Origin of the sequence: Dactylosporangium sp. NPDC000244, assembly GCF_040300725.1 — a bacterium.
Lineage (GTDB): Bacteria > Actinomycetota > Actinomycetes > Mycobacteriales > Micromonosporaceae > Dactylosporangium.
Map to the genome: position 1 here is coordinate 275,771 of NZ_JBEPEH010000007.1, position 26,910 is coordinate 302,680.

Below are 26,910 nucleotides of genomic sequence, written 5' to 3' on the forward strand. Positions count from 1 at the left end.
CTTTAGCCCGGGAGGGCTTCCTTGACCGACTGCACGGCCGCGTCGAGCAGGTTCACCAGTTCGGCGCGCTCGGCCGGTGACAGCGCCCGGAACGCCTCCCCCGCGATCCGGTCGGTCAGCGCCTCTGCCCAGCTGCGGCGGCGCACCAGCGGCTCGAACGGCGGGTAGGGCGGCTGCCAGCCGAACGCGGTCGCCTCGGCCTCGCCGTCCGGGCCGGAGATGATCGCCTCCAGCGGGGTGAGCCCGCTGGCCCGGATCGCCAGCAGGTGGGCCGCCCCGCGGTGCTCGCGCAGCAGGTGGGCCAGCACGGCGGCCCGGGCGCCCGGCGAGTCGTCCGGCAGCGGCATGGCGCGCCAGGCGGCGAAGAGGGGCATGCCCGCGGTCTCGGCGCTGACCACCACCCGCTCGGCCAGCTCGACGAGCTTGGGCAGCGCGTAGAAGCTCTCCAGGTGCTCGCGGCCCCAGCGGCAGCACTCGTCGAGGTTGTCGGCGGCGATCTGCTCCGGCGGGGCGACCTTGCGGGCCGCGTCCCAGCCGTCCTGCACCGCCTCGGGCGCGATGAAGCCCAGCGCCGCGGCGACCGTGTCGGCGCGCACCTCGCCCAGGGCGCCGCCGCGTCCGGCCACGTAGAAGGCCCAGCCGGTCAGGCCGATCTGACGGGCGCGGCGCATGGTCTTGGGATCGTCGCTGAAGGCGCCGCCCAGCACCAGCACCGCCTGCTTCGCCGCGGCGGCCGCCTGCTCGGGAGTCATCCGGGTCATTCTGCCTCCCCGCACGGATCACGGTGAAGGCACTCGTTCGGGTACTAACCACGCGCGCGAACGGACGAAGGACTCAGCCGAGGTCGGCCAGGGCGTCCTGGGCGATCCTGACCCGCTTCTCGGCCTGCTTGATGGCCTTGTCGGCGGCGGCCACGGCCCGTTCGGCCTCGGCCTTCGCGTTCTCGGCGTCGGCGACCTGCTGCAGGGCGGTCATCAGCTCCCGCCGCGCCTGCCGCACCAGCCGGGCGTGCTCCTCCTCGGCCTGCCGCCGCTCCTCCTCGCGCCGCCGGGCCTCGGCCCGCCGCTCCCGCTCGCTCGCGTCGGGCGCCGAGCGCACCGGCGTGACGGTCGCCGTCGAAGACTCGTCGGGCACGGAGCGCACCGGCGCGGCGGTCGCCGTCGAGGCAGCGGGGCCGCCCTGCACGAGCCGCAGGTTGGGGCGCGGGGTCTCGCCGAAGCCGGTGTACTCCAGCGCCTTGGTCAGCCGCCCCGCGCGCACCTCGGCGGCCACGTCGGCGTCGGCCAGCGCGGCGGCGAAGGTCGCCTCCACCTCGGCGACCGGCAGGTTCCCGGCCGAGCCGCGGCCGGCCAGCCTGACCGCCTCGCGGGCCAGGGCCGAGACCGTGCCGCGCCGGCGCACCGAGAGCTCGCGCAGGTCGGCCCCGCGCAGCTCGCGCTGGGCGGCGCGCAGCTCCTCGGCCAGCTCCAGCAGCTCCGCGACGAGGTCGGGGCGCTCGTGGGCGAGCCGGTTCACCAGCCAGGCGGCGACGGTGGGCTTGCGCAGCTTGCCGATCGCCGCGGCCAGGGCGGTGTCGCGGGCGGAGCGGGCCTTGGCGACCTCCTCGCCGCGCAGCGCGATGAAGTCCTCCGGCGGGGCCGAGTAGAGCCGGGCCGTGACGGCGGCGAGGGCGTCTGGCATGGCACCAACGCTAGATGGTCGTACCCGGTTCCAGGTGCTCGTAGTGGGTGCCGGACAGGCGCGTCATGTGGCCGGTGACCATCTGCTGGCCGACGTCCACGAGCAGGCTGTCGTGCAGGGCGAAGGCGCGCTCCGGCCCGACCGCCCGGGCGAAGTCGATCGCCTCGGCGAGCTTGAGCCACGGCGCCGAGACGGGCACGAACAGCGTCGCGATCTCCTCGTCGGGCACGTGGAACGAGTCGCCCGGGTGGTAGATCGCGCCGTCGGGGGCGTCGATGGCGAAGCCGAGGTTGACGATCCGCGGGATGTCGGGGTGGATGACCGCGTGCCGGCCGCCGTGCGCGCGCACGGTCATCCCGGCCGCGACGAAGATGTCGCCCGGGTTGACCGCGAAGACGTCGGCGTCGAGGTCGGTCAGCTGCGCCTCGACGTCGGGGTGGGTGTGCACGGTCAGCGCGGGCTGGTGGGCCGCGGCGGCGCGCAGCTTGTCCAGGTCCACGTGGTCCATGTGCTCGTGGGTGATGAGCACCGCGTCGGCGCCGTCGAGGGCCTCCGCCTCGCTGAACACCCCCGGGTCGATCACCAGCACCCCGCCGCTGTGCTCGAGGCGGAGGCAGGCGTGCGTGTACTTCGTGATGCGCATCCGGTGACCCTCTCGTGGCAGAACTGTGACCCGCGCGGGTGGAACGCGCCCGCCCCGCCCCGCGTCGGACCGGCGCAACCCCACAGGACCCTACCCAGGAGGCGTCATGTCAGTCAGGCGCACGACCGTGTTCCTCGCGGCGGCCGCCGGCGCGTTGGTCCTCGCCCTGAGCGGGTGCGGCTCCGATGCGAGCGACGCACCGGCCACCAGCAGCAACAAGGACGCGGCGGGGCCCGCGGCGGCGCCCCAGCAGGAGGGCGCCGCAGGCGCGGGCGGGAAGGCCGACCAAGTCCAGGACCAAGGCCAGAGCCAGCAGAAGGCCCCGGACAACCTCGACACCACCGACCGCTCGATCATTTACTCGGGCACCATGACGGTCGAGGTCAAGGACGTCAACGCCGCCGCCGCGCAGGCGATCGCGTTCGCCACCGGCGCGGGCGGGTTCGTCGGCGGCGACAACCGGCGCATCGACGGGCAGAGCTCGACCGCCACCATCACCCTGCGGGTGCCGGCCGAGAAGTTCCAGGCCACGCTCGACCAGCTCAAGAGCATCGGGGACGAGAAGAGCCGGCAGGTGTCCGCGCAGGACGTGACCGACCAGGTCGTCGACGTGGAGTCGCGAATCACCACCGCCCAGGCCAGCGTCGAGCGCATCCGGGCGCTGCTGGCCAGGGCGCAGACGATCGGCGAGATCACGACCCTGGAGTCGGAGCTGTCCCGGCGCGAGTCCGACCTCGAGTCGCTGCAGTCCCGCAAGCGCAAGCTGGCCGGGCTGACCTCGCTGTCGACCATCACGCTGGTGTTGCAGGGCCCGGAGGCGCCCGTGGTGTCCGAAGAGGACACCGGCATCCTGGTCGGGCTGCGCCACGGCTGGGACGCGTTCACGGCGTCGCTGCGGGTGGCACTGACGATCTTCGGGTGGCTGCTGCCCTGGCTGCTCTTCCTCGGCCTGCCGATCTGGCTGGTCGTCTGGCTCACCAAGCGCTACCGCCGCACGCACCCGCCGGCGCTGCGGGCCCCGGTGCCCGTGCCGGCCGTCGCGGCGCCTATGTATCCGCACCCTCATCCGGCGCCGCCGATGCCGCCGGCTCCGCGTCCGACCTCACCGGCTCCGGCTCCGCAGCCCGCGCCGCCGGCTCCGGCCCCCGCGGCCGCGAAACCGGCTCCGGCACCCGCGGCGGACGAGCCGGCTCCGCGGCCCGCGCCGCCGGTTGTGCCGGCACCGCGGGACGACGCGGAGCCAGATCCGCCACGAGCGCACTGACCACCGCACCGAACTCCGGCCGCAGCTGATAGCCGGAATGGCCGTCGACCTTGGGGAACACCGTGTCGCCGGGCGGAACCGCGAAGCCCGGCGGATCGACGAGGCGCACGTCGCGCGCCGTCGGCGACTCCACCGGCCCGCCGATGGGGTCGGTGTCCCGCCACAGGTTGACCCAACGGGGGGTGTGCTCGCCCGGCCCGGGCGCCCCGGGCCGGGCGAGCACCGCGCCGACCTGCTCCAGGACCTCGTCGCTGAGGTAGGCGGGGAAGAACCGGGCGTACAGCCGGCGCAACGGCGAACCGTAGGTCAGCAGGGCCGTGCGCGCCCGCGCCTCGGGCGGCATCTGCAGCACCGTCGCGGCCGCGAGCACGCTGCCCTGGCTGTGCCCGGAGAGGATCACGCCGCCCTGCTCGGCGGCGAGCCAGGCGCCCCGCTGGGCCAGCTCCGGCACCACCCGCTCGGCGTAGCAGGGCGGGGCGAGCGGGTGGGCGGCGCGGGGCCAGAAGGTGCCCAGGTCCCACAGCACGCCGACGATCCGGCGGAAGCGCTGGTAGCGGTAGGCGAGCACGCCGATGAGCACGAGCGCGAGCGCGGACAGGCCGATGAGGTAGGTGCCGAGGTTGACCGCGAAGGAGATCACCTCGGCACCGGCCGACCCGGACGGGAACAGGCTGATCGGGCGCCGCGCGGCGATCGCGAAGCCCGTCGCGGCCACGGCCGCCGTCGCCGCCGGGATGAACACCCACACGAGCATCCGTCCGATGTGGTCGGTCACGCGCGCGTCGGCCACGGCCCGGTCGATCTGCCGGGCCCGGTCCGCGTCCCGCTCGCGCCCGCCGTCGAAGTCGGCGTCGGTGACCGCCCGGGCGTCCCTGCGCAGCCGCCGCACCAGCGGAAGCCCACCGGCCAGGGCCACCACGACGGTGAGCCCGAGCAGCAGCACGAACCCGGCCGCGGCCCACTCGTAGGCGGGTGGCGGCTGCAGCGGCTGCCAGGCGGCGTAGTCGGCCGACGACGGGCGGGAGCGGCGGTCGAGGAAGTCCGCGGCCCGGTAGGCCAGGCCGGCCGAGAACGCGACCGCGACGCCGAGCCCGGCGCTGGCGATGAGCGGCCCGGCGAGGCCCTGCAGGAACGTGCCGCGCGGGCGGCTGGCCAGCACCACGGCGCCGAGGACGAGCATGAGCAGGACCTGCGCCGCGAACAGCCCGGTGATGGTGCCCCCGAGCACCGGCAGCCGGCCGCCGGCCGTCCACGGGTCGCGGGGCAGCAGCGCGTAGCCGAGCACGAGCACGGTCAGGGCGACGGCGGCGTGGCTCAGCAGCCGGGTGCCCGGCGTCGCCCACGGGGCCGGGTTGTCGCGGTCGACCACGGCCCGCACGGCCACCGCGAGCACGCACAGCACGAGGACGAGGCCGGTCAGCGCGGCGAGCGCGAGGCCGGGGCCGGGCCAGCCGTGCGGCAGGAGGTTGCCCAGCAGGATCGCGTCCAGCGTGGCGAACGCGAACGCGATGTGCAGGGACCGGAGCCGGCCGACGAGCGGCTTGCCGTTCCAGAAGCACGGGTGGGCCAGCCCGTCGCCGTCGCCCTCGGTCTGGGCGGGGAAGGCCTCGTACCGCGCCCACGTCCGCCGCCCCAGGAACCACAGGAACGCGATGGCGAGCACGGGCCCGAGCGCGGCCAGCGCCAGGCGGCGGCTCGGGGTGGCGAAGAACCCGTCGGCGAGGAGCGCCAGATAGCCGCGCCCCCGCAGGCAGCGCGGCAGGCTCGCGCACTGCCAGCCCACGAGGTCGACGGCGACCTCGACGAACGACAGCACGAAGGAGGCGGTCATCGACAGCGCGTAGACGCGCACCAGGGCCCGGATCGCGGCCCGGGGGCCCGGCCGGGTCGCCGGGCGCAGCCACAGCGCGACGTTGGCGAACATGAACGGCAGCAACAGCAGCCAGAGCGCCCGGGCGGCGGCGCCGGCGGTCAGGTTGCCCCAGCGGTAGGCCTCCAGCGTGGCGCCCCCGGGCCCGGTGACGGCGCCGTATTCGGCCCGCGGGCGGAAGAAGCCCGCGTCGGTGTCCCCGGCGACCCGGCGCAGCAGGGGCCGGTCCAGCACGTCCTCGGCCGGGGAGCCGGTGACGCCGTGCACGCGCAGCTCGGTGACCACGTCTGGTGTGGTACCAGACGTGGACGACCTTCGCTGTCCGAAACCTTGCTAGAACGCCCCGGCGCTCAGTGCCGCGAGCGCGGTGTGGACCATGATCCGCACGCCGTGGCCGATCGCCCGCTCGTCGACGTCGAACGCCGACTGGTGGATGTCGAACTTCGCCTCCGAGCCCGGGATGCCGGTGCCGAGCCGGATCATCGAGCCGGGGATGTTCTCCAGGTAGAACGCGAAGTCCTCGCCGCCCATGCTGATCTCGGCCTCGACCACGCGGTCCGGCCCGAGCGCCGCGGCGGCCGCGCCCGCGATGATCGCGGTGGCGATCCGGTCGTTGACCACGGGCGGGACGCCGCGGGTGTACGTCACCTCGACGTCGGCCCCGGTCGGCGCGATGACGTCGTGGACGAGCTTGGTGACCAGCTCCGGCACTTCCTGCCAGGCCTCGCGGCTGAGCACGCGGATCGTGCCCCGGGCCATGCCCTCGATCGGGATGGCGTTGGCGGCCTCGCCGGCCCGCACCGCGCCCCACACCATCGAGACCCCGGCCCGCGCGTCGAGCTTGCGGTCCAGCAGCGACGGCACGTCGACGAGGATGCGGCCGAGGGCGTGCACCAGGTCGGCGGTCAGGTGCGGGCGGGCGGTGTGCCCGCCGCGGCCGGTCAGCCGGACCTCGATCTTGTCCGCGGCCGCGGTGAACGGGCCGGAGCGCACGCCGACCAGGCCGACGGGCAGGTGGGGCTGGCAGTGCAGCGCGAAGATGGCCGCGACGTCCTTGAGCGCGCCGGCCGCGATGACCTCGGGGGCGCCGGACGGCATGGTCTCCTCGGCCGGCTGGAACAGCAGCCGGACCCGGCCGGGCAGCTCGCCGCGCTCGGCCAGCTGGGCCAGCGCCAGGCCGACGCCGAGCAGGATCGTCGTGTGCACGTCGTGGCCGCAGGCGTGGCAGACGTTGTCGACGGTCGAGCGGTAGGGCACGTCCTTGGTGTCCGGCAGCGGCAGCGCGTCGAGGTCGGCCCGCAGCGCGATGACGCGGTCACCGTGGCCGATGTCGCACATGACGCCGTTGCCCTTGGGCAGCAGGCGGGGCGACAGGCCGGCCCGGGTCAGCTCGCGGGCGACGAGCGCGGCCGTCTCGAACTCCTGGCCGGACAGCTCGGGGTGCGCGTGGATGTGACGCCGGATCGCTACCAGCTCGGCCCCCCGCGAGGCGAGCCAGCGGTCGAGCTGTCCGGGCAGTGGATCGGCCCCGGGTGGGGTCTCGGGCCAGCCATCGGACAGACGCTCGGCCCTCGACGACGTCAACTTGCGGACCGGGCGCGCCGCAGCGGCGGCTTCGGTCAACGTCAGCGCTCTCGTCACGGTGAGTTCTCTATTTCGGTCTAATGGAGCGGCCCGCCCCATGCGTGCCATGGACAGACTAACCGGGTGAAGGTGACGCAGCGCAACATCATTCTCGTGATGCCGGAATAGCTGAGCGTCACTTAACCGCAGCTAAAGGCGCGAAACTGCAGGCGTCACCCCATCCTCTCTAACGCGCGACCGCCGTCGCGGTCACGCGGTGTCGCGATAAGTTTTCGCACTGGTTCCACGACCTGCGTCGCCACGGTTCAACACACAGTGACGGAAGACGTCGCAGGGTGGCACGGACCACAGGACCGGCGACGCACCCCTCGTCCGCCTATCGGCAGGCGAGATCGAGAATCCAGCAAAGCCGAGTCGCCGATGTTCCCGAATGGTTTCCGTCTCCTGCGTAGACGCTCCATCCGTCTGTCCAGGTTCCCCGGATGAACGCTTTCAATCCTGCGACCGTCCGCAGGGCGACATGATCGGCACGGTCGGTTGTCCGCGGGTCACGGTACGGTGAAGGAGCGGACCCCACCTTTCTTCGACGGGCGAGAGCAAGCAAGATAGTGGGGCGAGAAGTCAACCTTCCCCCTCCCCATGACGGTTAACTGCCTGTGACTCAGCTTCCGACGTGGCATGGCGAGCCCCTGCCACCCACCGGTGCTCTGGCCTCGGCCGGAGCCGGGCGCGATCCTGCGCACGGCTCCGACTCCCCCTCCAACGGACCCGCCCGCGAAGCGCGCGAGCCGGGCTCGACCGCGCCCCCGGTTCCGGGGCAGCGCGCCGCGCCCGGAGTCGTGATCGGCGGGCGCTACGCCCTGCGCACCGCCATCGGACACGGCGGCATGGGCACCGTCTGGCGCGCGAGCGACACGCTGCTGCGCCGTGACGTGGCGGTCAAGGAGGTGATTCTCCCGCCGGGCCTCGCCCCGAGCGACCGCGACTCGATGTATCAGCGGACCCTGCGTGAGGCCCGCGCCGCCGCCGCGCTGTCGCACCCGTCGGTCGTGCAGGTGTACGACGTGGTGACCGAGGCCGGCCGCCCGTGGATCGTCATGGAGCTGCTCCAGGCGCGCAGCCTCGCCGAGATGATCGTCGAGGACGGCCCGCTCGCGGCCCGGGCGGTCGCCAAGATCGGCATCGCGCTGCTCGGCGCGCTCGAGGTGGCCCACGCCGCCGGGGTGCTGCACCGCGACGTGAAGCCGGCCAACGTGCTCATCTGCGGCGACGGCCGCTGCGTGCTCACCGACTTCGGCGTGGCCCGCATGCCCACCGACAGCGAGCTCACGACGCCCGGCATGGTGCTGGGCTCCCCGCACTTCATCTCGCCCGAGCGCGCCATCGGGGCCAAGTTCGGGCCCCCGAGCGACCTGTTCTCGCTCGGCGTGACGCTGTACACGGCCGTCGAGGGCCGCCCGCCGTTCGACAAGCGCGACCCGTTCGAGACGATGCGGGCCGTCGTGGAGGAGCCGCCGGCGCAGTCGATGCGCGCCGGGCCGCTGGCCGGGGTGCTCTACGGGCTGCTGGAGAAGGACCCGGCCCGCCGCTGGAACGTGGAGACGGCCCGCGCCGTGCTGCGCGACCTGCTCGCCGGCCCGCTGGCCAGCAACGCGCCGGCACACATGACCGACCCCTACGCGGTGGTCCGCCCGACCCATCAGCCCACGATGGTCCACCCGCAGCAGCCGACCGGCCAGATCGGCGGGCGGGCGATGATGGCCCCCGGCGAGACGGTCAGCGGCGCGATGCGGCGGATGCACTCCGGCGCGCCCGCCCAGGGCGGGGCCCCGCACGACGCCGAGCTGGAGCGCACCGGGGCCGACGCCTACAACGCGTATGCGCCCGAATACGCCCAGGACGACTGGGCCCAGGGCCCGACCACGGCCACCCCGCCCAGCCCCGGCAGGACCTTCGGCGGCGGCTCCGGCCTGGTGGCGAAGGTCAAGGCGCTGCCGACCCTGGCCAAGGCCGGGATCGCGGCCGGGCTGGCGCTCGTGCTCTTCCTCGGCATCGGGGCCGCGGCCGGGCTGTTCTCCGGCGACGACAGCGGCAAGAACGGGCTGCCCAACGCGGGCGGCTCCAGCGCCCCGGCCGGGCCGGCGTTCGATGTGGAGCCGTTCACCCACCCGGGCGGCATCTCGGTCAGCGTGCCCAAGGGCTGGAAGGTCACCAAGCTGGGCACGGCCGCCGCGCCGTATTTCGACATCACCGACCCGGCCGACGCCAACCGGCGCATCCGGGTCAACATCGACAAGACGTCGGCCGCCCCGCGGGCCTTCCTGGAGTCGGCCGAGAGCCGGCTCAAGTCCACGCCGGGCAGCTGCGAGAGCCCGTATGCGCGGGTCGACCTCACCGACGCCAAGCTCGACGGGCAGGCGTCGGCGGTGCTGGAGTACACCTGCGGCTCCGGTGACCACCTGCGCCACGCCCTCTGGGACGCCGTCGTGGCCAACGGCAAGGCGTACCACTTCTTCGTGACCGTCCCCGACGCCCGGTTCGCCGAGAGCAAGGCGATCTTCGACGCGATGGTCAACTCCTTCAAGCTGACACCGCCGACCGGCGGCTGACGCGTGTTATGAAAGGCAGATGACCGCATCCCTCCGCTCCGCGGCTGAAGCCTGGCTCGCCGACGATCCCGATCCGGCGAGCCAGGACGAGCTGCGGGCCCTGCTCGACGACGAGACCGAGCTGGCGGACCGGTTCGCCGGCCCGTTGCGCTTCGGCACCGCGGGCCTGCGCGGGCCGCTGCGGGCCGGGCCCAACGGGATGAACCTCGCGGTCGTGCGCGGCGCCGCCGCCGGGCTGGTGCGCTGGCTCGCCGCCCAGGCCGCCGGGCCCGACGACCGGCCGCTGGTCATCGGCTACGACGCCCGGCACGGCTCGCACGCCTTCGCCGTGGAGACCGCCCGGGTCGCGACCGGTGCCGGGCGCCGGGCGCTGCTCATGCCCCGGCCCCTGCCGACCCCGCTGCTCGCCTTCGCCGTGCGCCGCCACGGTGCCGCGGCGGGGGTGATGGTCACCGCGAGCCACAACCCGCCGCAGGACAACGGCTACAAGGTGTACCTCCACGACGGCGCCCAGCTCGTCCCGCCCGCCGACGCCGGGATCGAACGCGCGATCCGCGAGGTCGGTCCGCTGGCCGACGTGCCGCTCGGCCTGCCCGGGGAGGTGCTCGGCGAGCAGATCGTGCGCGAATACGTCGACGCCGCGGTCGGGGTGATCGACCCGGAGGTGCCGCGGGACCTGGCCGTGGCCTACACCCCCATGCACGGCGTCGGCCGCGAGGTCTTCGAGGCCACGCTCGCCGCGGCCGGCTACCCGGCCCCGTCCGTCGTCGCCGAGCAGGCCGAGCCCGACCCCGACTTCCCGACCGTGGCCTTCCCCAACCCGGAGGAGCCCGGCGCCTCCGACCTGCTGCTGGCGCTCGCCGCACGGGAGGGCGCCGACATCGCCATCGCCAACGACCCCGACGCGGACCGGTGCGCGGTCGCCTTCCGCAGCGGCGAGGTGTGGCGGCAGCTGCGCGGCGACGAGGTCGGGGTGCTGCTCGCCGACCACCTCATGCGCCGCGGGGTGCACGGCCGCTACGCGACCACCATCGTCTCCTCCAGCCTGCTGTCCCGCATGTGCGCGGACCGGGGGCTGCCCTACGGCGAGACGCTGACCGGCTTCAAGTGGATCGTGCGGGCCGGCGACGACGGAGCCGATCTGGTCTACGGCTACGAGGAGGCGCTCGGCTACTGCGTCGCCCCCGGGCTGGTGCGCGACAAGGACGGCATCACCGCCGCCCTGCTGGTCTGCGAGCTCGCCGCCGGGCTCAAGGCGGAGCTGCGCACGCTCGGCGACCGGCTGGACGAGCTGGCGCTGCGCCACGGGGTGCACGCCACCGACCAGCTCTCGGTCCGCGTCGAGGACCTCGCCGAGATCACGGAGATGATGGCCACCATCCGCTCCCGCCCGCCGGTCGAGCTGCTCGACGTGCCGGTGACCTCGATCGAGGACCGGCTGCCCGAGTCCGATGTGCTCATCCTGCGGGCCGGAACCACCCGGGTCGTGGTCCGGCCGTCCGGGACCGAGCCGAAGCTGAAGGCCTATCTCGAGGTCGTCGAGCCCGTCGCCGGCGGCGACATCGCCGGGGCACGGGAGCGGGCCGCCGCATCCCTCGTCGCCCTGCGCACTCAGACAGCGGAGGCGCTAGGGCTCTAGCGACCGCTCGGCCTAGAGCGTGACCGAGAAGACCTGCGACTCGGCCAGCTTGCGGAACTCGCTCAGCGCGGGCTGGGACGAGTCCGGGCGCGTGTCGCCCTTCGGCGCGTTCGGCGAGTCGAAGTAGACCAGCGCCCGGATTGCCGGGAACCTCCCGATCTGCTGGGCGACGGTCGAGAAGATCCAGGCCTTCTGGGCCGGGTCGGCGGTGTGCTCGTAGACACCCCACTCCGCGACCATGAGCGGCTTGGTGCCGTGCGTCCTCGTCACCCAGGAGTAGAAGCCGGGCCAGACCGCCGGGTTCGACGTGTGGTTGACCAGGTGCGAGAAGTCGCCGTAGCCGTAGCCGCCGGGCTTGGCGAACAGGTACGGGTCCATGCCGATCCAGTCCACGACGTCGTCGCCCGGGTACAGGTCGGCGAACCAGTCCTTCTCGCACCACGGCTGGTAGGCCATGTAGACGAGCACGAAGACGACGTTGCGCACCCCGTCGGCGCGCAGCCGCTGCACGGTGTGGCGGAACATCGCGGCATAGTCGCCGGCCGTCATCCCGCCGCCCGAGCGCACGTCGTTCTCGGGCTCGTGGTGCAGCGCCAGGAACATGATCCCGGGAAACGCCCGAAACCGTGCGGCCGCCCTGTCGATGCGCGCGTCCTCGTCGCCGGCGGCCACGTTCGCCCAGGTCGTGTCCCAGGCGACCTTCCAGTTGGCGAACAGGATGCGTTTTCTCGGCTGCTGTACCGCGGCGATCTCGTCGGCGGTCGGGAAGACCTCGTCGCCGCGGTGGTACGAGTGCAGAATGTCGGCCGGGCGGCCCGTCGTGTTCTCGAAGTTGCGCAGGGCCTGGCCGGACGAGAGGTCCGTGAACGCGCCGGGCGCGACGCCCCACAGCAGCCCGCAACTCGGCACGAGCTTGGTGTCGACGACACAGCGGCGCTGCTTGTTCTCGGCCGTGGGCGTCGTGCGGGCCTGGAGCCCTTGACGGGCTTCGGCCTCGTGCAACCCCGCCACCGGCTCTTGCAGCGTCGCCGAGGCAATCGCGCCGGAGCCGGCGAGGGCCAGCAGGATCGTGGCCGCGAGCAGGAGCTTCTTCCGGTATTTCATCGCGGGCAACCGTAAGGCCGGACCCGTTCACCCGTTCAAGGGCTCGGCCGCCGTAATCCCTCGTTACGGCGACCTTTCTTAAGCAATTCTTTAAGAATCGCCGAAGCGCGGCATGCCACCGAACTGCCGGTCGCCCGCGTCGCCCAGGCCCGGGACGATGAACTTGTGCTCGTTGAGCCGCTCGTCGATCGCCGCGGTGACCAGGCGCATCGGCAGCCCGGAGTTGGCCAGGCGCTCGATGCCGGCCGGGGCCGCGAGCACGCACAGCACCGTGATGTCGGTCGCACCGCGGTCGACCAGCAGCCGCACGCAGTGCTCCAGGGAGCCGCCGGTGGCCAGCATCGGGTCGAGGACCAGCACCGGGATGCCGGACAGGTCGCGGGGCAGTGACTCCATGTAGGCGCGCGGCTCGAACGTGTGCTCGTCGCGCGCCAGCCCCACGAACCCCATGGACGACTCCGGCAGCAGCGCCAGCGCGGCGTCGGACATGCCCAGCCCGGCCCGCAGCACCGGCACGAGCAGCGGCGGGTTGGCCAGGCGGGTGCCCTCGGTCGTCGCGACCGGCGTCTTGACCGGGAACTGCTCGGTGGCGAACGAGCGGGCCGCCTCGTACACGAGCATCGTCGTGAGCTCGTGCAGCGCGGCCCGGAAGGAGCCGTTGTCGGTGCGCTCATCGCGCATCGCGGTCAGCCGCGACTTGGCCAGGGGGTGATCCACCACGAGTACGTCCACGATGCGAGAGCCTAGTATTTTCCCCATGAGCCTCACCGCCGAGGTCACGCCGCGTTCACAAGGCGCGCTGCGGACCTTCCTGCACGGCCTGCCAGGAGTCGACCAGGTCGGCGCCGAGCAACGCGCCGCGATGCTGGGCACCCGATCGATCAAGACCACGGCCAAGGCCCAGGCGCTCGACCTGGCGATCCGGATGGTCGACCTCACCACGCTGGAGGGCTCGGACACGCCGGGCAAGGTGCGCGCCCTGTGCGCCAAGGCGATGCGCCCCGACCCGGCCGACGCGAGCTGCCCGAGCGCCGCTGCCATCTGCGTGTACCCCGCCATGATCGCCACCGCCGCGGAGGCCCTGCGCGGCTCGAAGGTCCACCTGGCCAGCGTCGCCACGGCGTTCCCCTCCGGCCAGGCTCCGCTCGCGGTCAAGCTGGCCGACACCCGGGCCGCGGTCGCCGACGGGGCCGACGAGATCGACATGGTGATCTCCCGCGGCGCGTTCCTGTCCGGCCGCTACGCCGAGGTCCACGACGAGATCGCGGCGGTCAAGGAGGCCTGCGGGGACGCCCACCTCAAGGTCATCCTCGAGACCGGGGAGCTGGCCACGCTCGACAACGTGCGGCGCGCCTCCTGGCTGGCGATGCTGGCCGGCGCCGACTTCATCAAGACCTCCACCGGCAAGGTGCAGCCCGCCGCGACCATGCCGGTGACGCTGGTCATGCTCGAGGCGGTGCGCGATTTCCGGGCCGAGACCGGGCGGGTCATCGGCGTCAAGCCGGCCGGGGGCATCCGGACCGCCAAGGACGCGATCAAGTACCTCGTGATGGTCAACGAGACCGCCGGGCCCGACTGGCTCGACCCGGACCTGTTCCGTTTCGGCGCCTCCACGCTGCTCAACGACCTGCTCATGCAGCGCACCAAGCTCACCACCGGCCACTACAGCGGCCCCGACTACTTCACCCTGGACTAGCGATGGACTTCTCCTACGCCCCGGCGCCCGAATCGCGCGCCATCGTCGACATCGCCTCGTCCTACGGCCTGTTCATCGGCGGCGAGTTCGTCGACGGCAAGGGCGAGCCGTTCAAGTCGATCAACCCGGCCAGCGAGGAGACCCTCGCCGAGATCGCGTGCGCCGACGCGGCCGACGTCGACGCCGCGGTCAGCGCCGCCCGGCACGCCTTCGACACCGTGTGGGGGCCGATGCCCGGGCGGGATCGGGCGAAGTACCTCTTCCGCATCGCCCGGATCATCCAGGAGCGCGGCCGCGAGCTGGCGGTGCTGGAGTCGCTGGACAACGGCAAGCCGATCCGCGAGTCGCGGGACGTGGACATCCCGCTGGTCGCCGCGCACTTCTTCTACTACGCCGGGTGGGCCGACAAGCTCCCCTACGCCGGCTTCGGGCCCGACCCGCGCCCGCTCGGCGTCGCCGCCCAGGTCATCCCGTGGAACTTCCCGCTGCTCATGCTCGCCTGGAAGATCGCCCCGGCGCTGGCCGCGGGCAACACGGTCGTGCTCAAGCCGGCCGAGACCACGCCGCTGACTGCGCTGCTCTTCGCCGACATCTGCCGCCAGGCCGAGCTGCCGCCGGGCGTCGTCAACATCGTCACCGGGGCGGGCGAGACCGGCCGGCTGCTGGTCGAGCACCCCGGCGTCGACAAGGTCGCCTTCACCGGCTCGACCGAGGTCGGGCGGGCGATCGCGCGGGCGGTCGCCGGCACGGACAAGCGGCTGACCCTCGAGCTGGGCGGGAAGGCCGCGAACATCGTCTTCGACGACGCGGCCGTCGACCAGGCGGTCGAGGGCGTGGTCAACGGCATCTTCTTCAACCAGGGCCACGTGTGCTGCGCGGGCTCGCGGCTGCTGCTGCAGGAGTCGATCGCCGAGGACTTCCTCGCCGCCCTCAAGCGCCGCATGGCGCTGCTGCGCGTCGGCGACCCGCTGGACAAGAACACCGACGTCGGCGCGGTCAACTCCGCCGCCCAGCTGGCCCGCATCCGCGAGCTGTCGCAGGTCGGCGAGCAGGAGGGGGCCGAGCGCTGGTCGGCCCCGTGCGAGCTGCCCGAGCGCGGGTTCTGGTTCGCCCCGACGATCTTCACCGGGGTCACCCAGGCGCACCGGATCGCCCGCGAGGAGATCTTCGGGCCGGTGCTGTCGGTGCTGACGTTCCGCACGCCGGACGAGGCGGTCGAGAAGGCCAACAACACGCCGTACGGGCTCTCGGCCGGCGTCTGGACCGAGAAGGGCTCGCGCATCCTGCAGATCGCGGACCGGCTCCGGGCCGGCGTGGTGTGGGCCAACACGTTCAACAAGTTCGACCCCACCTCGCCCTTCGGCGGGTACAAGGAGTCGGGCTACGGCCGCGAGGGCGGCCGGCACGGGCTGGAGGCCTACCTTGAGCACTGAAGGCCGGCTGGCCGTCCGCAAGACGTACAAGCTGTTCATCGGGGGCGCGTTCCCCCGCAGCGAGTCGGGGAGGTCCTACCAGGTGCAGTCGGCCTCGGGCGAGTTCCTCGCCAACGCCGCGCTCGGCTCCCGCAAGGACGTCCGTGACGCCGTGAAGGCGGCCCGGGCGGCCGTGGGCAAGTGGTCCGGGGCGACCGCGTACAACCGCGGGCAGATCCTCTACCGGATCGCGGAGATGCTGGAGGGTCGCCGCTCGCAGTTCGCCGAGGAGGTGGCGCAGTTCGAGGACGACGCCGCTTCCCTCGTCGACGCCGCCATCGACCGCTGGGTCTGGTACGCGGGCTGGGCCGACAAGATCGCCCAGGTGCACGGCGGGGCCAACCCGGTCGCGGGACCCTACTTCAACCTCTCCGCCCCGGAGCCGACCGGCGTCGTCGGGATCGTCGCGCCGGCCGACTCGTCGCTACTCGGGCTGGTGAGCGTGATCGCGCCCGCGATCGTGACCGGCAACACGGTCGTCGTGCTCGCCGCGCCCGACCGGCCCCTGCCGGCCGTGACCCTGGCCGAGGTGCTCGCCACCTCCGACCTGCCCGGCGGCGTGGTCAACCTGCTGACGGGCTCGGTCGCGGAGATGGCGCCCTGGCTCGCCGCGCACATGGACGTGAACGCCATCGATCTCACTGGTGTGACGGACGCCACATTGGCGAGGGAGTTGGAGGCGGCCGCGGCGGAGAACCTGAAGCGGGTGATTCGGCCGAGCACTCCGGACTGGGGCGCCGACCCCGGCGTTTCCCGCATGGTCTCGCTGCTGGAGATCAAGACGGTCTGGCACCCCAAGGGGGTCTGACCGCCACAGACGGTGCACACTAGGGTGTTTTGTGCGCGAGGCCACACACGCCCTGGTGTGCCCGCACGCCGAGCCCGACTACGGAGGTCACAGTGGCCCGCCAGTCTTCCCGGTCTTCCCGGCCCGCATCCTCGCGTCCGGCCAAGCCCGAGCCGGTGGAGGAGGACATCGAGGAAGCCTCGGCCGACGCCGACGCCGACGTCGATGCCCTGGCCGACACTGAGATCGACGACGATGCCGTCGAGGACGGCGACATCGAGGACGACGCCGACGCCGAGGACGACGCCGACTTCGACGAGGAGGAGGGCGGCCGCGAGCGCTCGGCCCAGGCCGACGCGATGTGGAACGACGTGCGCATCGAGCCCGTCGAGATCGCGCTGCTCAAGGGCGTCGGCTTCACGCTGCGGGCCTACCGGCTCAACACCGAGCTGACCCCGACCGAGGTCGACGAGGAGGAGGACGACTTCGCGATCCTCCACCGGCGCCCGGCGGAGGACGAGGAGGACGATCGCGTCGTCATCCTCGAGAACGCGGAGCTGTTCGAGGACGAGGAGCCCGAGCCGGCCGCCGTGGAAGCTTCATCCGCGAAGTCCCGGAAGAAGCCGGCGAAGAAGGATGACGCGGATTCCGACGAATCTGACGAATCCGACGAGGCCGCGGAGCTCGACAAGGACTCGGACAAGCCGGCCGACACCGACGACGAGGACGCCGAGGCGGAGGACGACGAGGACGAAGAGGAAGAGGAAGAGGAGGAGCCCGAGGAGGTTCCGGCGTTCCTCTCCCACCGCGGCAAGCTGCTGCTCTTCCGCTCCGTCGAGGGCCTGGTCGAGTTCGTCAAGAGCGACGCCGAGCACGACCTCACCCAGCTCGACACCTGGGAGAGCCTGCGCAAGCGCATCACGGTCGCGGCGGTCGTGCCCACCGACGAGAACCACTACGAGCTCGACCTCGTGGTGGAGAACCTCCGCGGCGGCCAGGACGCCTGGGACACCGATCTGCTCCTCGCCGCGGGCGAGGCGGCACGTGACCTTGCTTACGCCCTGCGGCTCGAGCCGGTCCGCACGGCGCTGTCCCCAGGCTCCCCGCTCGACGACCTCGACGAGGGCCTGCGAGCTGCGGCGGCGGGCGGCATGGGCGGCTTCTTCGCCAAGCGCCGGCTCAAGAAAATCGGGGCACAACAGGCGGCCCTCGGCTGGCGGACGATTATCGGCAAAATTTCTGCCGCCGTGGACTGGCGTGATTGATTTGTGACCGACAGGATCTAAGCCGTGAGCATTTTGGCACGGCGGGCCCGACCCGGCTCCTAGCCGGACGGGTGGCGACGGTGCACGACGATCAGCCACTGGGGCATTCAGCCGTTTCGGCTGATCGCGTCACCGGCCGTCAACCTGTTCACTAGAGGTCGTTCAGTTTGACCTGCGGCAACACGACGGCGGGGCGCCGGGACAGTCCCCGCCGACGTGACGAAAGCTCAACTGATGTCCCGAGAGGAGGACGACGCGGTGGCGCTCGTTCGGGTGTACTGCGGTCTGGCGTCGGCTGACCCCGCCGAGCCGCAGTCGGGTTCCGACATCTGGTTGACCGTCGCGGTCGTCGACGACGCCGGCCGACTCATCGACATCTGCGAAGTGAGCGACGACGCCGGCGGCTACGCCGAGCTCAGCGCTCTGCTGGCGCAGCGCTCCGGCGGCACCTCCGCCGTGGCGGTCGCGGCCGAGAGCGACGACCACGTCGTCACCCAGCTGCTCACCGCGGCCGGCCGCAACCTCGCGTTCACCGACGACGACTCGGCCGACGACTACGCCGAGCGCTTCGCCGACGACGAGTCGCCGGAGGAGATCCAGTCCAACGCCGCCGAGCGCCGCGCGGTCGGGCTCGCCCGGGCGCTGCAGGCCGGTGTCCTCTCCGCGGTCGGCCAGAGCCCGCCGCGCGACATGCTCCCGCTCAAGCCGGTCCTCGCCGCGCACGCCGCCGTCGTCTCCGGCCGGCAGAGCGCCGCGGCCACGCTGCGCGAGGTGCTCCGCGAGCTCTACCCCGCGGCCCTGCGCGCCTACCCGGACCCGGCCGAGTCGATCCCGCTGGCCATCCTCGACGCGCTGCCCGAGCCGGGCATCCTCGGCGGCGGCGCCACCGGCCGCAAGGGCGACCAGGCGGTCGTCGCCGAGCTCGCCACGGCCGGGGTCGCCGACGCCGTCACGCTGGGCGAGGCGATCACCGCGCTGCGGGTCGCGATCGCCGAGACCCCGCGCCGCACCGGCGTCAACCGGGCCGTGACCACCGCGGTCGCCGAGACCATCCGCCAGTCCGTCGCGGCCGTGCGGGCCGGCGACGCCGCGGCCGCCGCGCTCGTCGCGGTGCTCGCCGACAAGATGAGCCCGTCCGCCCAGCGCACGCTGCCCAACCGGCAGCGCCCGGCCACGCCGCTCAGCCCGGCCGCCGCCCTGAACCAGGGCGCCCCGCTCGGCGCGCCGACCGGCCCGCTGACCCCCGCGACCCCGCTGCGCCCGGCCGCCGCCCACGACGCGCCGTCGCGCTCCCGGGCCGCCGCCGTCGCCTCCAACGCCCGGCCGGCCGCCGCCGCGAGCGAGGCCCAGCCGACCCGCTCCCGCGCCGCGACCCGGGCCGCCGAGGCCGCCCGCGCCGCCGAGGTGGCCCGGACCGAGGAGTCCTCGGCCTCCCGCGCCGCCGGCGGCCGCCGCCGCGCCCAGAACGCGCCGACCATGCCGACCCAGGCCCAGCCGCCCGTCGTGTCGGCGCCTCCGGCGACCATCGGCTCCGCGCCCGCCGTCGTGTCCGGACCGCCGGCCGTGCTCTCCACGCCGCCGGTCGTCTCGACGCCGCCCGGCTACGTGCCCTCGGCCCCGCCCGCCTACGGGTCGGTGCCGTCCGCGCCGCCGGTCTACGGTTCGGTTCCGTCTGCGCCGCCGGTCTACGGGTCGGTGCCCTCGGCCCCGCCGGCCTACGGTGTCACCTCCGCGCCGCCGGTCACCTCGACGCCGCCCGGATACACGCCGGCCCCGCCGCCGTACCAGCCGGCCGCCTACCAGGCGCCGACGCCGATGTACGCGCCCGCGCCGCCCGTGCCCCCGACCTACCAGCCGCAGGCGCCGACCCCGGCCTCGATGCAGTCGATCCCGGTCCCGCTGCAGCCCGCACCGCCGCAGCCGAGGCCCGTCGCGCCGCTGCCGGTGGCCCCGGCCCCGGTCGCGCCGCCGCCGGTCGCGCCGACCCCGGTGATCCCGCCGCAGCCGACGTCATCGTCCAGCGAGCCGCAGTTCACGTCGCTCATGCCGCCCCCGCCGCCGGGCATCGCCCCGCTGATCGGCGGATCCGAGCCGCACGAGCTGCCGCGCTTCGACTCCTACGGCTACGACCCGCTCTCCGGCCCGTCCTCCGCGCCGCCGGCCGCCTCGGTCTCGTCCCCGGCCGCGCCCACCTCGGGCGGCGGCCTCGACGGCGGCCCGCGCCTGAGCGACCTCGCCGCGCTGGGTGAGCCGCCGACGCTCGGCACCGCGAGCGCCGCGTCCTCCCGCTGGCCGCTCGGCGCGTCGGACACGCCCACCACGGAGACCTCGGCCGCGGCCTACAAGTTCGGCGCCGACCCGCTCGCCTCCCCCTCGGAGCTGAGCAGCCTGCCGAAGCTCAGCGACATCCCGCAGCCGCCGGACTTCTCGGCGCTGGACGCGACGCTCGAGGCCACGGCCAAGTCGGCCCTGCCCCCGCGCCGCGGCTCCGAGGCCCCGGCCTCGCGCGGCTCGGCGGCGGACGCGCTGTCCTCGTTCGGCTCCGGCGAGTTCCCGCCCCTCAACGGCGAGCGCTCCACCCGGTCCCGGGCCGAGTCCGCGGCGGCGGCCGCCTCCGCCGGGCTGTCCCGGGCCGAGCGGCGCGCCGAGCGCGACCGGGCCGAGCAGGAGGCCGCGCAGACGACCCGTGCCGCCTCCCGCCACGCCGACCGCGGCCTGGACGACGAGCAGCCGGCGCGCAGCGAGCGGGCCCGCACCGAGATCCCGCGCTCCTCGCGCACGGAGATCCCGCGGTCCGAGCGGGCGCGCACCGAAGCCCCCCGCGCCGAGACCCCCCGCGCGGAGATTCCCCGCACCGAGATTCCCCGCACCGAGATTCCCCGCTCCGAGCGGGCGCGCACCGAGATCCCGCGCAGCGAGCGGTCCCGGCCGGCGCCGGCCGAGCGCCACGTCGAGCTGCCCCGCCAGCGAGAGGGCCGCGTGCCCCCGCCGTGGCAGACGGGTGAGCTGCCGCTCGAGCCCGCGGGCCTGCGCCTCGTCGAGCCGGCCCCGGTGGCCGACCCGGCGCTCAAGGCCGGCTACCCGGACGAGCTCAGCGGGGAGTACAGCGGCGAGTTCCCGTTCGAGCCCCCGGCCCTGCGCCTGGTCGACTCGGACCGCCCGGCGGAGCGCGCGACCGCACGCAGCACCGGTGCCGGCCGCAGCCGCCGCGCCCAGGCCGCCGACCGCGAGGCCGCCAAGCCGGCCGACGAGGGCGACGGCGACCTGCTGATCTTCGCGGCCGCCCGCTCGGCCTGGTTCACCGACTGGGACGCGGACGCCGAGTCCACCGGCGAGACCGCGGCCCCGCGCGCGACCCCGAGCTGGGAGAACTCGAACGACCAGGCGTGGCAGGCGGCCCAGCGGGCCGCCGCGCCGGAGATCGGCGACGAGACCCACTCCGGCCTTCCGCGCCGCGTGCCGCAGCAGAACCTGGTGCCGGGCGCCCCGGTGAACAACCCGGAGCGGCCGCTGCGCATCGTGCGCGACGCCGCCCAGATCGCGGCGCACACGACGGGCTACTTCCGCGGCTGGCGCCGGGGCCAGGAGGTCGGCGGCTTCGCGGTCGGCGGCCGGCCGGGGCGCGAGTCGGCGGGCGGCTGGGACTTCAGCCGCGAGGCGAGCCGGGACTACCAGGAGCGGGAGTACGAGTACCGCTCCGCCCGCCGCTAGCCGGCACCGCACCGCACAGCGCGTCGAGGGCCGCTCCCGATCTCGGGGGCGGCCCTCGCTGTCGCGTCCCGGGGCCGGCGACCGTGCGGATGTGGCGGAGGATGACCGCGCGAATGCCCGTGCAGACGGCCTGTGCGCGCCGTCAGGGCCTCGGGTCGGGCCGGGGCACCCCGAGAGTGCACCGAACGGGGTACGAATCGCCCAGCGGGCCGGAGAACGGAAACGTGCGCGTTCCGCACTCGGAACAGTACGCAGCGTGAAGTCCGCCAACGCAAACGCGCACCGGGCGACCCTCACGGGTGCTCGGTGCGCGTCCACGGCTGAGTGGGGTGTTGCGGGGTGTTACGCCGGCGTGGTCGCCCGGGTCCGGCGCATCGACAGCACGTACTCGACGAGCGAGATGAGCACGTTCTTGGTCGACTCGCGGGAGCGAGCGTCGCACGACACCACGGGAATGTCGCTCGAGATCGCGAGCGCCTCCCGCACGTCGTCGGCGTTGTGGTACTGCACGCCGTCGAAGCAGTTGATGGCCACCAGGTACGGCAGCCGCCGGTGCTCGAAGAAGTCGATCGCGGCGAAACAGTCGGCCAGACGCCGGGTGTCCACCATCACGACCGCCCCGATGGCGCCCCGCACGAGCTCGTCCCACATGAACCAGAAGCGGGTCTGGCCCGGGGTGCCGAACAGGTACAGGATCAGGTCCCGGTCGATCGAGATACGACCGAAGTCCATCGCGACCGTGGTCGTCGTCTTGCCGGGCACATTGCGGGTGTCATCCACACCGACACCGGCGGAGGTCATGATGGCCTCGGTGGTCAGCGGCGTGATCTCCGAGACCGAGCCGACCAGTGTGGTCTTGCCCACGCCGAAACCGCCGGCGATGACGATCTTCGCTGACGTGACCCGCCCTGGGCGGTGCGCCACGTCAGAGCCTCCGAAGTCCACTCAGCACCCTCTCAAGCAGTTCTGTGCCCACCGACTCGTTATCGTCGAGCGAGGTCGGCTCGTACACCGCGACCAGTCCGTCGGCAGCCATGTCCGCCACGATGACGCGGGCGACACCCAGCGGAAGCTGCATGCGCGCCGCGATCTCGGCGAGAGACTGCAGGCGCCCGTCGCAAAGCGTTGAAATGTATTGCTGCTCCTGGCCGTGAGCACCACCCGGCCTGGTATTGGCCGCCCGGCCACGCACGGTGGTCTCGACCAGCGCCTCGATCGCAATCTCCAGCTTGGGCCGGGTGCGACCTCGGGTGACGGCGTACGGCCTTACCAACGCGCCCGTTGGCTCATCGCGTTCGGCCATGTTCGCCGTTCACCTCCTCACTCGTCGGGCCTCGTAAGCAGCCAATGAGTATGTTGTTGCCACTAATGGATATTGCTCTGTCACCGAGTTCAGTTCAGCTTCAGCCGAGCATCGAGGCCGTGGGGCGAGGCGGTGGCGTGAGAGCGTCACCGACCCGGTCGACCAGCAATGCCATTTCGTAGCCGACCTGGCCGACGTCGCAGGCGCGGGCCGCGAGGACCGCGAACGACGAACCGTCGGAGATCGACATGAGGAACAGAAAGCCATTGTCCATTTCGACCACAGTCTGCAGCACGGCCCCGCCCTCGAAGCAGCGGGACGCACCCTGGGTCAGGCTCACCAGACCGGACGCGATCGCGGCGAGCTGATCGCCACGGTCGCGGGGCAGGTCGCGAGAAGCAGCCAACAGCAGACCGTCCGCCGAGACGGCGACCGCGTGGGCGACCCCCGGCACTCGGTCCGCGAAGTTGGCTAGCAGCCAACCGAGATCCTGCGTAGATGTCATGCCTCGTGCTCCTTGCCAGCCTGCGAGTTTTGAGGCCCGGCCGAAGTCGGCTCCGGGGTTGTCGAGTCGTCGGACCGCGTGCGGCCGCGCTGAACGCCTCGGTGATACGCCGACAACAGACCGCGCACGGACTCCGGCGTCCGCTTGTGCGCAACGGTGGTGTTCTTCTCAACGCCACCCGGAACCAGCTGCGACATCGGCACGCGCTTGGGCAAACCCATGTCGGTCGTCGCAAATTCCTGCGCCTCGGCGATTGCCGCTGCCGCTTGCCATCCTTCGTCTGCCGCAGTGTGCCAGTTTACTGTCGAACCGCTCGACGCCCGGTCGGCCGAACCTCGCGAAGGTTCACCCGGAGTGCGGGTTTCAAATCGCTGCGGCGGGACGTATGGGGAGGGCGCCTCACTGTACGTGACCTCGACCGGCCGGGGGCCGGACGTGGGCGGCTGAGCCGCGGCCGGAGCCGGAGCGGGGGCCGCGGCGGGCGCCTGGGGCGTCGGGTCTCCCAGGGGCTGGCGCGTGGTCGTGAACCAGGCGGACTCCAGCTCCCGGAAGATCGGCAGCTCCATCGTCTCGTCGACGAAGCGCTGCCGGGAGTCTTGGGCTTCGGTCTCGTTCGGCGCCGGGTCCCAGTCGAGCCGGACGCGCGGAATCTCCGCGGTCATGTCGACCGGGGCGTAGGCCTCGGCCGCGGTCCGCAGCGGCGGCTCGGGCTCGGCCGCGGGCCACGGCGATGGCGCCGGCGGCGGGGCGGCCGGCGGGGTGGAGAACCCGTTCTGCGTCGCGGGGGCGCCGCCGAACGCGGGATCGCCGTCGAACTGCCCGCCGCCGAAGCCGGGCCGCTGCCGCGGGATCGGGCCGCCCACCTCCTCGGCGTCGGTCACCTCACCCTCGGTCGGCCACGCCTCGTTGGCGCGACGCTGGGGCAGCGGGTTGAGCCCGTCCGGGCCGCCGGGCGCGTCGGAGCGGTCGCGCCGGTAGGCCTCCTCGCCGCCGACGTCGCCGACGCCGGTGAGGTCGGACCAGGCCGGCAGGTTGCGGCCGCCGTTGCGCTCGGCCGGGCGGTCCGCGCCGAAGCCGTTGCGGCTCAGGCCGCCGGTGTCGCGCTCGGGGTCGCGGCCGCCGAAGCCGGCGCCGTCGCGCCGGAAGCCGCCCGTGTCGCCCCGGCGGAAGCCGCCGCCGTCGGTGTCGCCCCGGCGGAAGCCGCTGCCGTCGGTGTCGCCGCGCCGGAAGCCGCCGGTGTCGCCGCCCGAGGGCGGGAGCGTCGGGCGGGCCGGGGGCGCGGGCGGGGCCGGGCGCGGCGGGGCGCCGTTGGCGAAGCCGTTGACGGTCGGGCGCTCCCCGGTGCCGGGGCCGCCCGCGCCGTTGCGCTCGGGCCGGTCGCCGCTGAAGAGGCCGCTGCTGGTCAGGGTGCCGAAGCGCGGGCCGCCGCCGTTGCCGCCGGAGGGGCCGGTGCCGGCGCCCGCGAAGCCGCCGCCGAAACCGCCAGGCGTCGGGCCGCTCTCCAGCGCCAGCGGCGAGGCGAGCGGGGAGCGCGGCGCGGGGGTCGACGGGATCGGCCGGGCCTGCACGACGTCGTTGGGGCCGACGGCGGGCATGCCGGCGGTCGGCATCCCGGCGGCGGCGCGCCCGGACAGCGCCCGCGGCACGAGCACGCCGGCCGGCAGCGTCATGTCGGCGATGGTGCCGCGCTCGCGCGCCGCCCGCAGCTCGACCTTGACCCCGTGCCGGGCCGCCAGCCGGGCGACCACGACGAGGCCCATCATCCGGGAGACGGCCACGTCGACCATCGGCGGATTGGCGAGCCGGTCGTTGAGCTCGGCGAGCTGCTCGGGCGAGATGCCGATGCCGTGGTCCTCGACCAGCAGCACGGCGCGGTCGCCGACGCGGCGGGCCTCGACGATGACGGCCGAGTCCGGCGGGGAGAACGCGGTCGCGTTGTCCAGCAGCTCGGCGACCAGGTGGACCATGTCGTTGACCGAGTGCGCCGCGATCTCGATGTCGCGGTCGATCATGCCGAACTCGATGCGCGTGTAGTGCTCGACCTCGGACTGCGCGGCGCGCAGCACGTCCATCAGCGGGGCCGGCTCGCGCTGGATGCGCGTGGAGTCGGCGCCCGCGAGGACCAGGAGGTTCTCGTCGTTACGGCGCATCCGGGTGGCCAGGTGGTCGAGCTGGAAGAGCTCGGCCAACCGGTCCGGGTCCTCTTCGCCGCGCTCCAGCCGGTCCAGGTGACCGATGAGCCGGTCGACCAGGATCTGGGAGCGGCGGGCGAGGTTGACGAACATGGTCGCGACGCTGGCCCGCAGGGCGGCCTGCTCGGCCGCGGTGCGCACGGCCTCGAGGTGCACCGCGTTGAACGCCTCGGCCACCTGGCCGAACTCGTCGCGGCTGCGGATCGGCAGCGGCTCGGCGATCTGCAGGGCCAGCTGGTGCGGCGACATCTGGGTGGCCAGCGAGGGGTCCCGCAGCCGCTGCACCGCCTGGGGCAGGCCGAACTGCGCGACCGTGAGCGCGCCGTGGCGCAGCTCGCGCAGCGAGCGGGCCATCGACCGGGCCACGATCCAGGCGAAGAGGATCGCCAGCAGCAGCATGCCCAGCAGCGCGCCGGCGGTGACGAGCACCCGGCGCTGGAGGTCGTTGCGGGCCGCGGTGGCGCTGTCGATGTTGTGGTCGTCGAACTCGATCTCGATGCCGCGCAGCAGGTTCGCCTTGTTGATCATGGCGTTGTCCCACGCGGCGGCCGTGAAGTTGACCTCGGCGGGCAGCTGCTCCGTGGTCAGCGGGCCGAGGATGCCCTCGAAGGTGGCGGCCTCTTTGAGGTCCGAGCCGGAGCGCTTCTTGTCGAACACGTCGCGGTGCCAGGGCTGGGAGTTGGTGCGGAACTGCTCCTCCGCCTGCTCCTGGCCGGTCAGGGCGGCCTGGAACTCCTTGCGCAGCTGCGGCGTGAACGCCTTCGTCGTGAGCGCCCGGATGCCGACGACCCGTTCCAGGGCCACCTGCTCCTTCATCTCCGAGATGGCGGCCGCGGCGCGCATGTCGGCGCCCAGCGACGGGTTGTTCGACAGCTCGGCCGAGCTGTCGCGGATGCTGAGCAGGTCGTCGATCAGCGACTTGTACCGCGCCACGACGGTGCTGGCCAGGATGTCCTTGCTGCCCTCGGTGATCTGCTTGCGCATGCCGGGCAGGTCCTGCAGCTGTGTGTCGATCGAGGCGAGCTGCTTGCGGAAGTCCGCGGGCGGGTCGGCCAGGCCGGAGCGGGTCAGCTGGTAGTCCCGGCTCGCGTCCTCGGTCTTCTGGGTCTGCCGCTCGAAGACGCTGCGGGCCTCGACGGCCGCGTCGGTGTTGAGCTGGCCGAGCAGCATCGTCGCGTTCGCGCGCTCGTTCTGCAGCTCGTGCACGAGGGCGGAGGCCTGGGCGGACAGCCCGGAGAGGGTGCGGGCCCGATCGGCGTCGTTCGCGTCGCCGATGTTGCCGACGAGACCGTTGGTGCCGACCACGATCGTCGCGATGATCGGGACGATCATGATGAGGCCGAGCTTCGACCAGATCGGCAGGTCCCGGAGCCGGCCGATCGGGAAACGCAGACGCGACGAGACCGGCTCTTGCGTCGATGGCCGTTTGCTCACTTCACCGCCCTCCGAACCGGCGCCTTGTGGAACAGCAGGCACCCGCGACCGGCCGACCCTACTGGGCCAGACCTCCGAGATTCCACCATGTCCCGTGCCAAGAAGAAAGCCCAGGTCTACCGCTGTGACTTATGTGCGAATTTTACGGATAT

At 73.4% G+C, this 26,910-nt stretch carries 18 protein-coding genes; 8 read left to right on the forward strand and 10 right to left on the reverse strand.

The genetic code is table 11. From position 1 onward, the window contains the following. Positions 1–2: 2 nt before the first annotated feature. From ABT369_RS12380 to ABT369_RS12390, 3 genes are all read right to left on the reverse strand, one after another. Positions 3–752: an SCO6745 family protein gene (locus ABT369_RS12380; RefSeq protein ID WP_350611817.1), complete on the reverse strand. Its 750-nt coding sequence runs from the start codon at positions 750–752 to the stop codon at positions 3–5. Positions 753–834: 82 nt separating this feature from the next. Then, positions 835–1,680 carry a hypothetical protein gene (locus tag ABT369_RS12385; RefSeq protein ID WP_350611818.1) on the reverse strand — a complete coding sequence of 282 codons (846 nt, stop codon included), beginning with the start codon at positions 1,678–1,680 and terminating at the stop codon, positions 835–837. 10 nt (positions 1,681–1,690) lie between these two features. Beyond that, the gene (locus ABT369_RS12390; protein WP_350611819.1) at positions 1,691–2,323 is read right to left on the reverse strand and encodes an MBL fold metallo-hydrolase; all 633 of its coding nucleotides are present in this window, start codon (positions 2,321–2,323) and stop codon (positions 1,691–1,693) included. A 106-nt stretch (positions 2,324–2,429) separates the two neighbouring features. Here ABT369_RS12390 and ABT369_RS12395 point away from each other — a divergent pair, with 106 nt between their 5' ends. After that, entirely contained in the window at positions 2,430–3,587 is a 1,158-nt protein-coding gene (locus ABT369_RS12395; RefSeq protein WP_350611820.1) for a DUF4349 domain-containing protein, read from the forward strand. A gap of 2,203 nt (positions 3,588–5,790) precedes the next feature. Here ABT369_RS12395 and ABT369_RS12400 read toward each other — a convergent pair. Beyond that, positions 5,791–7,149 (reverse strand): amidohydrolase, encoded by a 1,359-nt coding sequence (locus ABT369_RS12400; protein WP_502891734.1) that lies wholly within the window; start codon positions 7,147–7,149, stop codon positions 5,791–5,793. 548 nt (positions 7,150–7,697) lie between these two features. Here ABT369_RS12400 and ABT369_RS12405 point away from each other — a divergent pair. Both ABT369_RS12405 and ABT369_RS12410 read left to right on the forward strand, forming a co-directional pair. Next, the gene (locus tag ABT369_RS12405) at positions 7,698–9,650 is read left to right on the forward strand and encodes a serine/threonine-protein kinase (protein ID WP_350611821.1); all 1,953 of its coding nucleotides are present in this window, start codon (positions 7,698–7,700) and stop codon (positions 9,648–9,650) included. A 19-nt stretch (positions 9,651–9,669) separates the two neighbouring features. Continuing rightward, positions 9,670–11,289 (forward strand): phospho-sugar mutase, encoded by a 1,620-nt coding sequence (locus ABT369_RS12410; protein ID WP_350611822.1) that lies wholly within the window; start codon positions 9,670–9,672, stop codon positions 11,287–11,289. A 12-nt stretch (positions 11,290–11,301) separates the two neighbouring features. Here the strand turns inward: ABT369_RS12410 and ABT369_RS12415 are convergent, their stop codons facing one another. Next, positions 11,302–12,393, reverse strand: a complete 1,092-nt coding sequence (locus ABT369_RS12415; RefSeq protein ID WP_350611823.1) for a glycoside hydrolase family 26 protein — start codon at positions 12,391–12,393, stop codon at positions 11,302–11,304. 90 nt (positions 12,394–12,483) lie between these two features. After that, the gene (gene upp / locus ABT369_RS12420) at positions 12,484–13,125 is read right to left on the reverse strand and encodes a uracil phosphoribosyltransferase (RefSeq protein ID WP_350611824.1); all 642 of its coding nucleotides are present in this window, start codon (positions 13,123–13,125) and stop codon (positions 12,484–12,486) included. A gap of 25 nt (positions 13,126–13,150) precedes the next feature. Here upp and deoC point away from each other — a divergent pair, with 25 nt between their 5' ends. The 5 genes from deoC (at position 13,151) to ABT369_RS12445 (ending at position 21,324) form a co-directional block, all read left to right on the forward strand. Beyond that, positions 13,151–14,089 carry a deoxyribose-phosphate aldolase gene (gene deoC / locus ABT369_RS12425; RefSeq protein ID WP_350611825.1) on the forward strand — a complete coding sequence of 313 codons (939 nt, stop codon included), beginning with the start codon at positions 13,151–13,153 and terminating at the stop codon, positions 14,087–14,089. Positions 14,090–14,091: 2 nt separating this feature from the next. Beyond that, positions 14,092–15,522: an aldehyde dehydrogenase family protein gene (locus tag ABT369_RS12430; protein ID WP_350611826.1), complete on the forward strand. Its 1,431-nt coding sequence runs from the start codon at positions 14,092–14,094 to the stop codon at positions 15,520–15,522. Further along, on the forward strand, positions 15,512–16,369 hold the full coding sequence (locus tag ABT369_RS12435) for an aldehyde dehydrogenase family protein (protein ID WP_350611827.1): 858 nt from the start codon (positions 15,512–15,514) through the stop codon (positions 16,367–16,369). Before ABT369_RS12430 ends, ABT369_RS12435 begins: the two co-directional genes overlap by 11 nt. 155 nt (positions 16,370–16,524) lie before the next feature. Beyond that, entirely contained in the window at positions 16,525–17,613 is a 1,089-nt protein-coding gene (locus tag ABT369_RS12440) for a SatS C-terminal domain-containing protein (protein WP_350611828.1), read from the forward strand. Positions 17,614–17,847: 234 nt separating this feature from the next. After that, complete coding sequence (locus tag ABT369_RS12445; RefSeq protein ID WP_350611829.1) at positions 17,848–21,324, forward strand: hypothetical protein; 3,477 nt, start codon at positions 17,848–17,850, stop codon at positions 21,322–21,324. A 342-nt stretch (positions 21,325–21,666) separates the two neighbouring features. Here the strand turns inward: ABT369_RS12445 and ABT369_RS12450 are convergent, their stop codons facing one another. The 4 genes from ABT369_RS12450 to ABT369_RS12465 all read right to left on the reverse strand — a co-directional run bounded on the left by ABT369_RS12450 (position 21,667) and on the right by ABT369_RS12465 (position 26,758). Next, complete coding sequence (locus ABT369_RS12450) at positions 21,667–22,269, reverse strand: GTP-binding protein (RefSeq protein WP_350611830.1); 603 nt, start codon at positions 22,267–22,269, stop codon at positions 21,667–21,669. Next, entirely contained in the window at positions 22,250–22,627 is a 378-nt protein-coding gene (locus ABT369_RS12455; RefSeq protein ID WP_350611831.1) for a DUF742 domain-containing protein, read from the reverse strand. The genes ABT369_RS12450 and ABT369_RS12455 overlap by 20 nt, the downstream gene beginning before the upstream one ends. A gap of 100 nt (positions 22,628–22,727) precedes the next feature. Then, positions 22,728–23,132, reverse strand: coding sequence for a roadblock/LC7 domain-containing protein (locus ABT369_RS12460; protein ID WP_033358336.1), 405 nt, complete (start codon positions 23,130–23,132; stop codon positions 22,728–22,730). Beyond that, a complete protein-coding gene (locus ABT369_RS12465) occupies positions 23,129–26,758 on the reverse strand; it encodes a sensor histidine kinase (protein ID WP_350611832.1) in 3,630 nt (1,209 codons plus the stop codon). The genes ABT369_RS12460 and ABT369_RS12465 overlap by 4 nt, the downstream gene beginning before the upstream one ends. Positions 26,759–26,910: the final 152 nt, after the last annotated feature.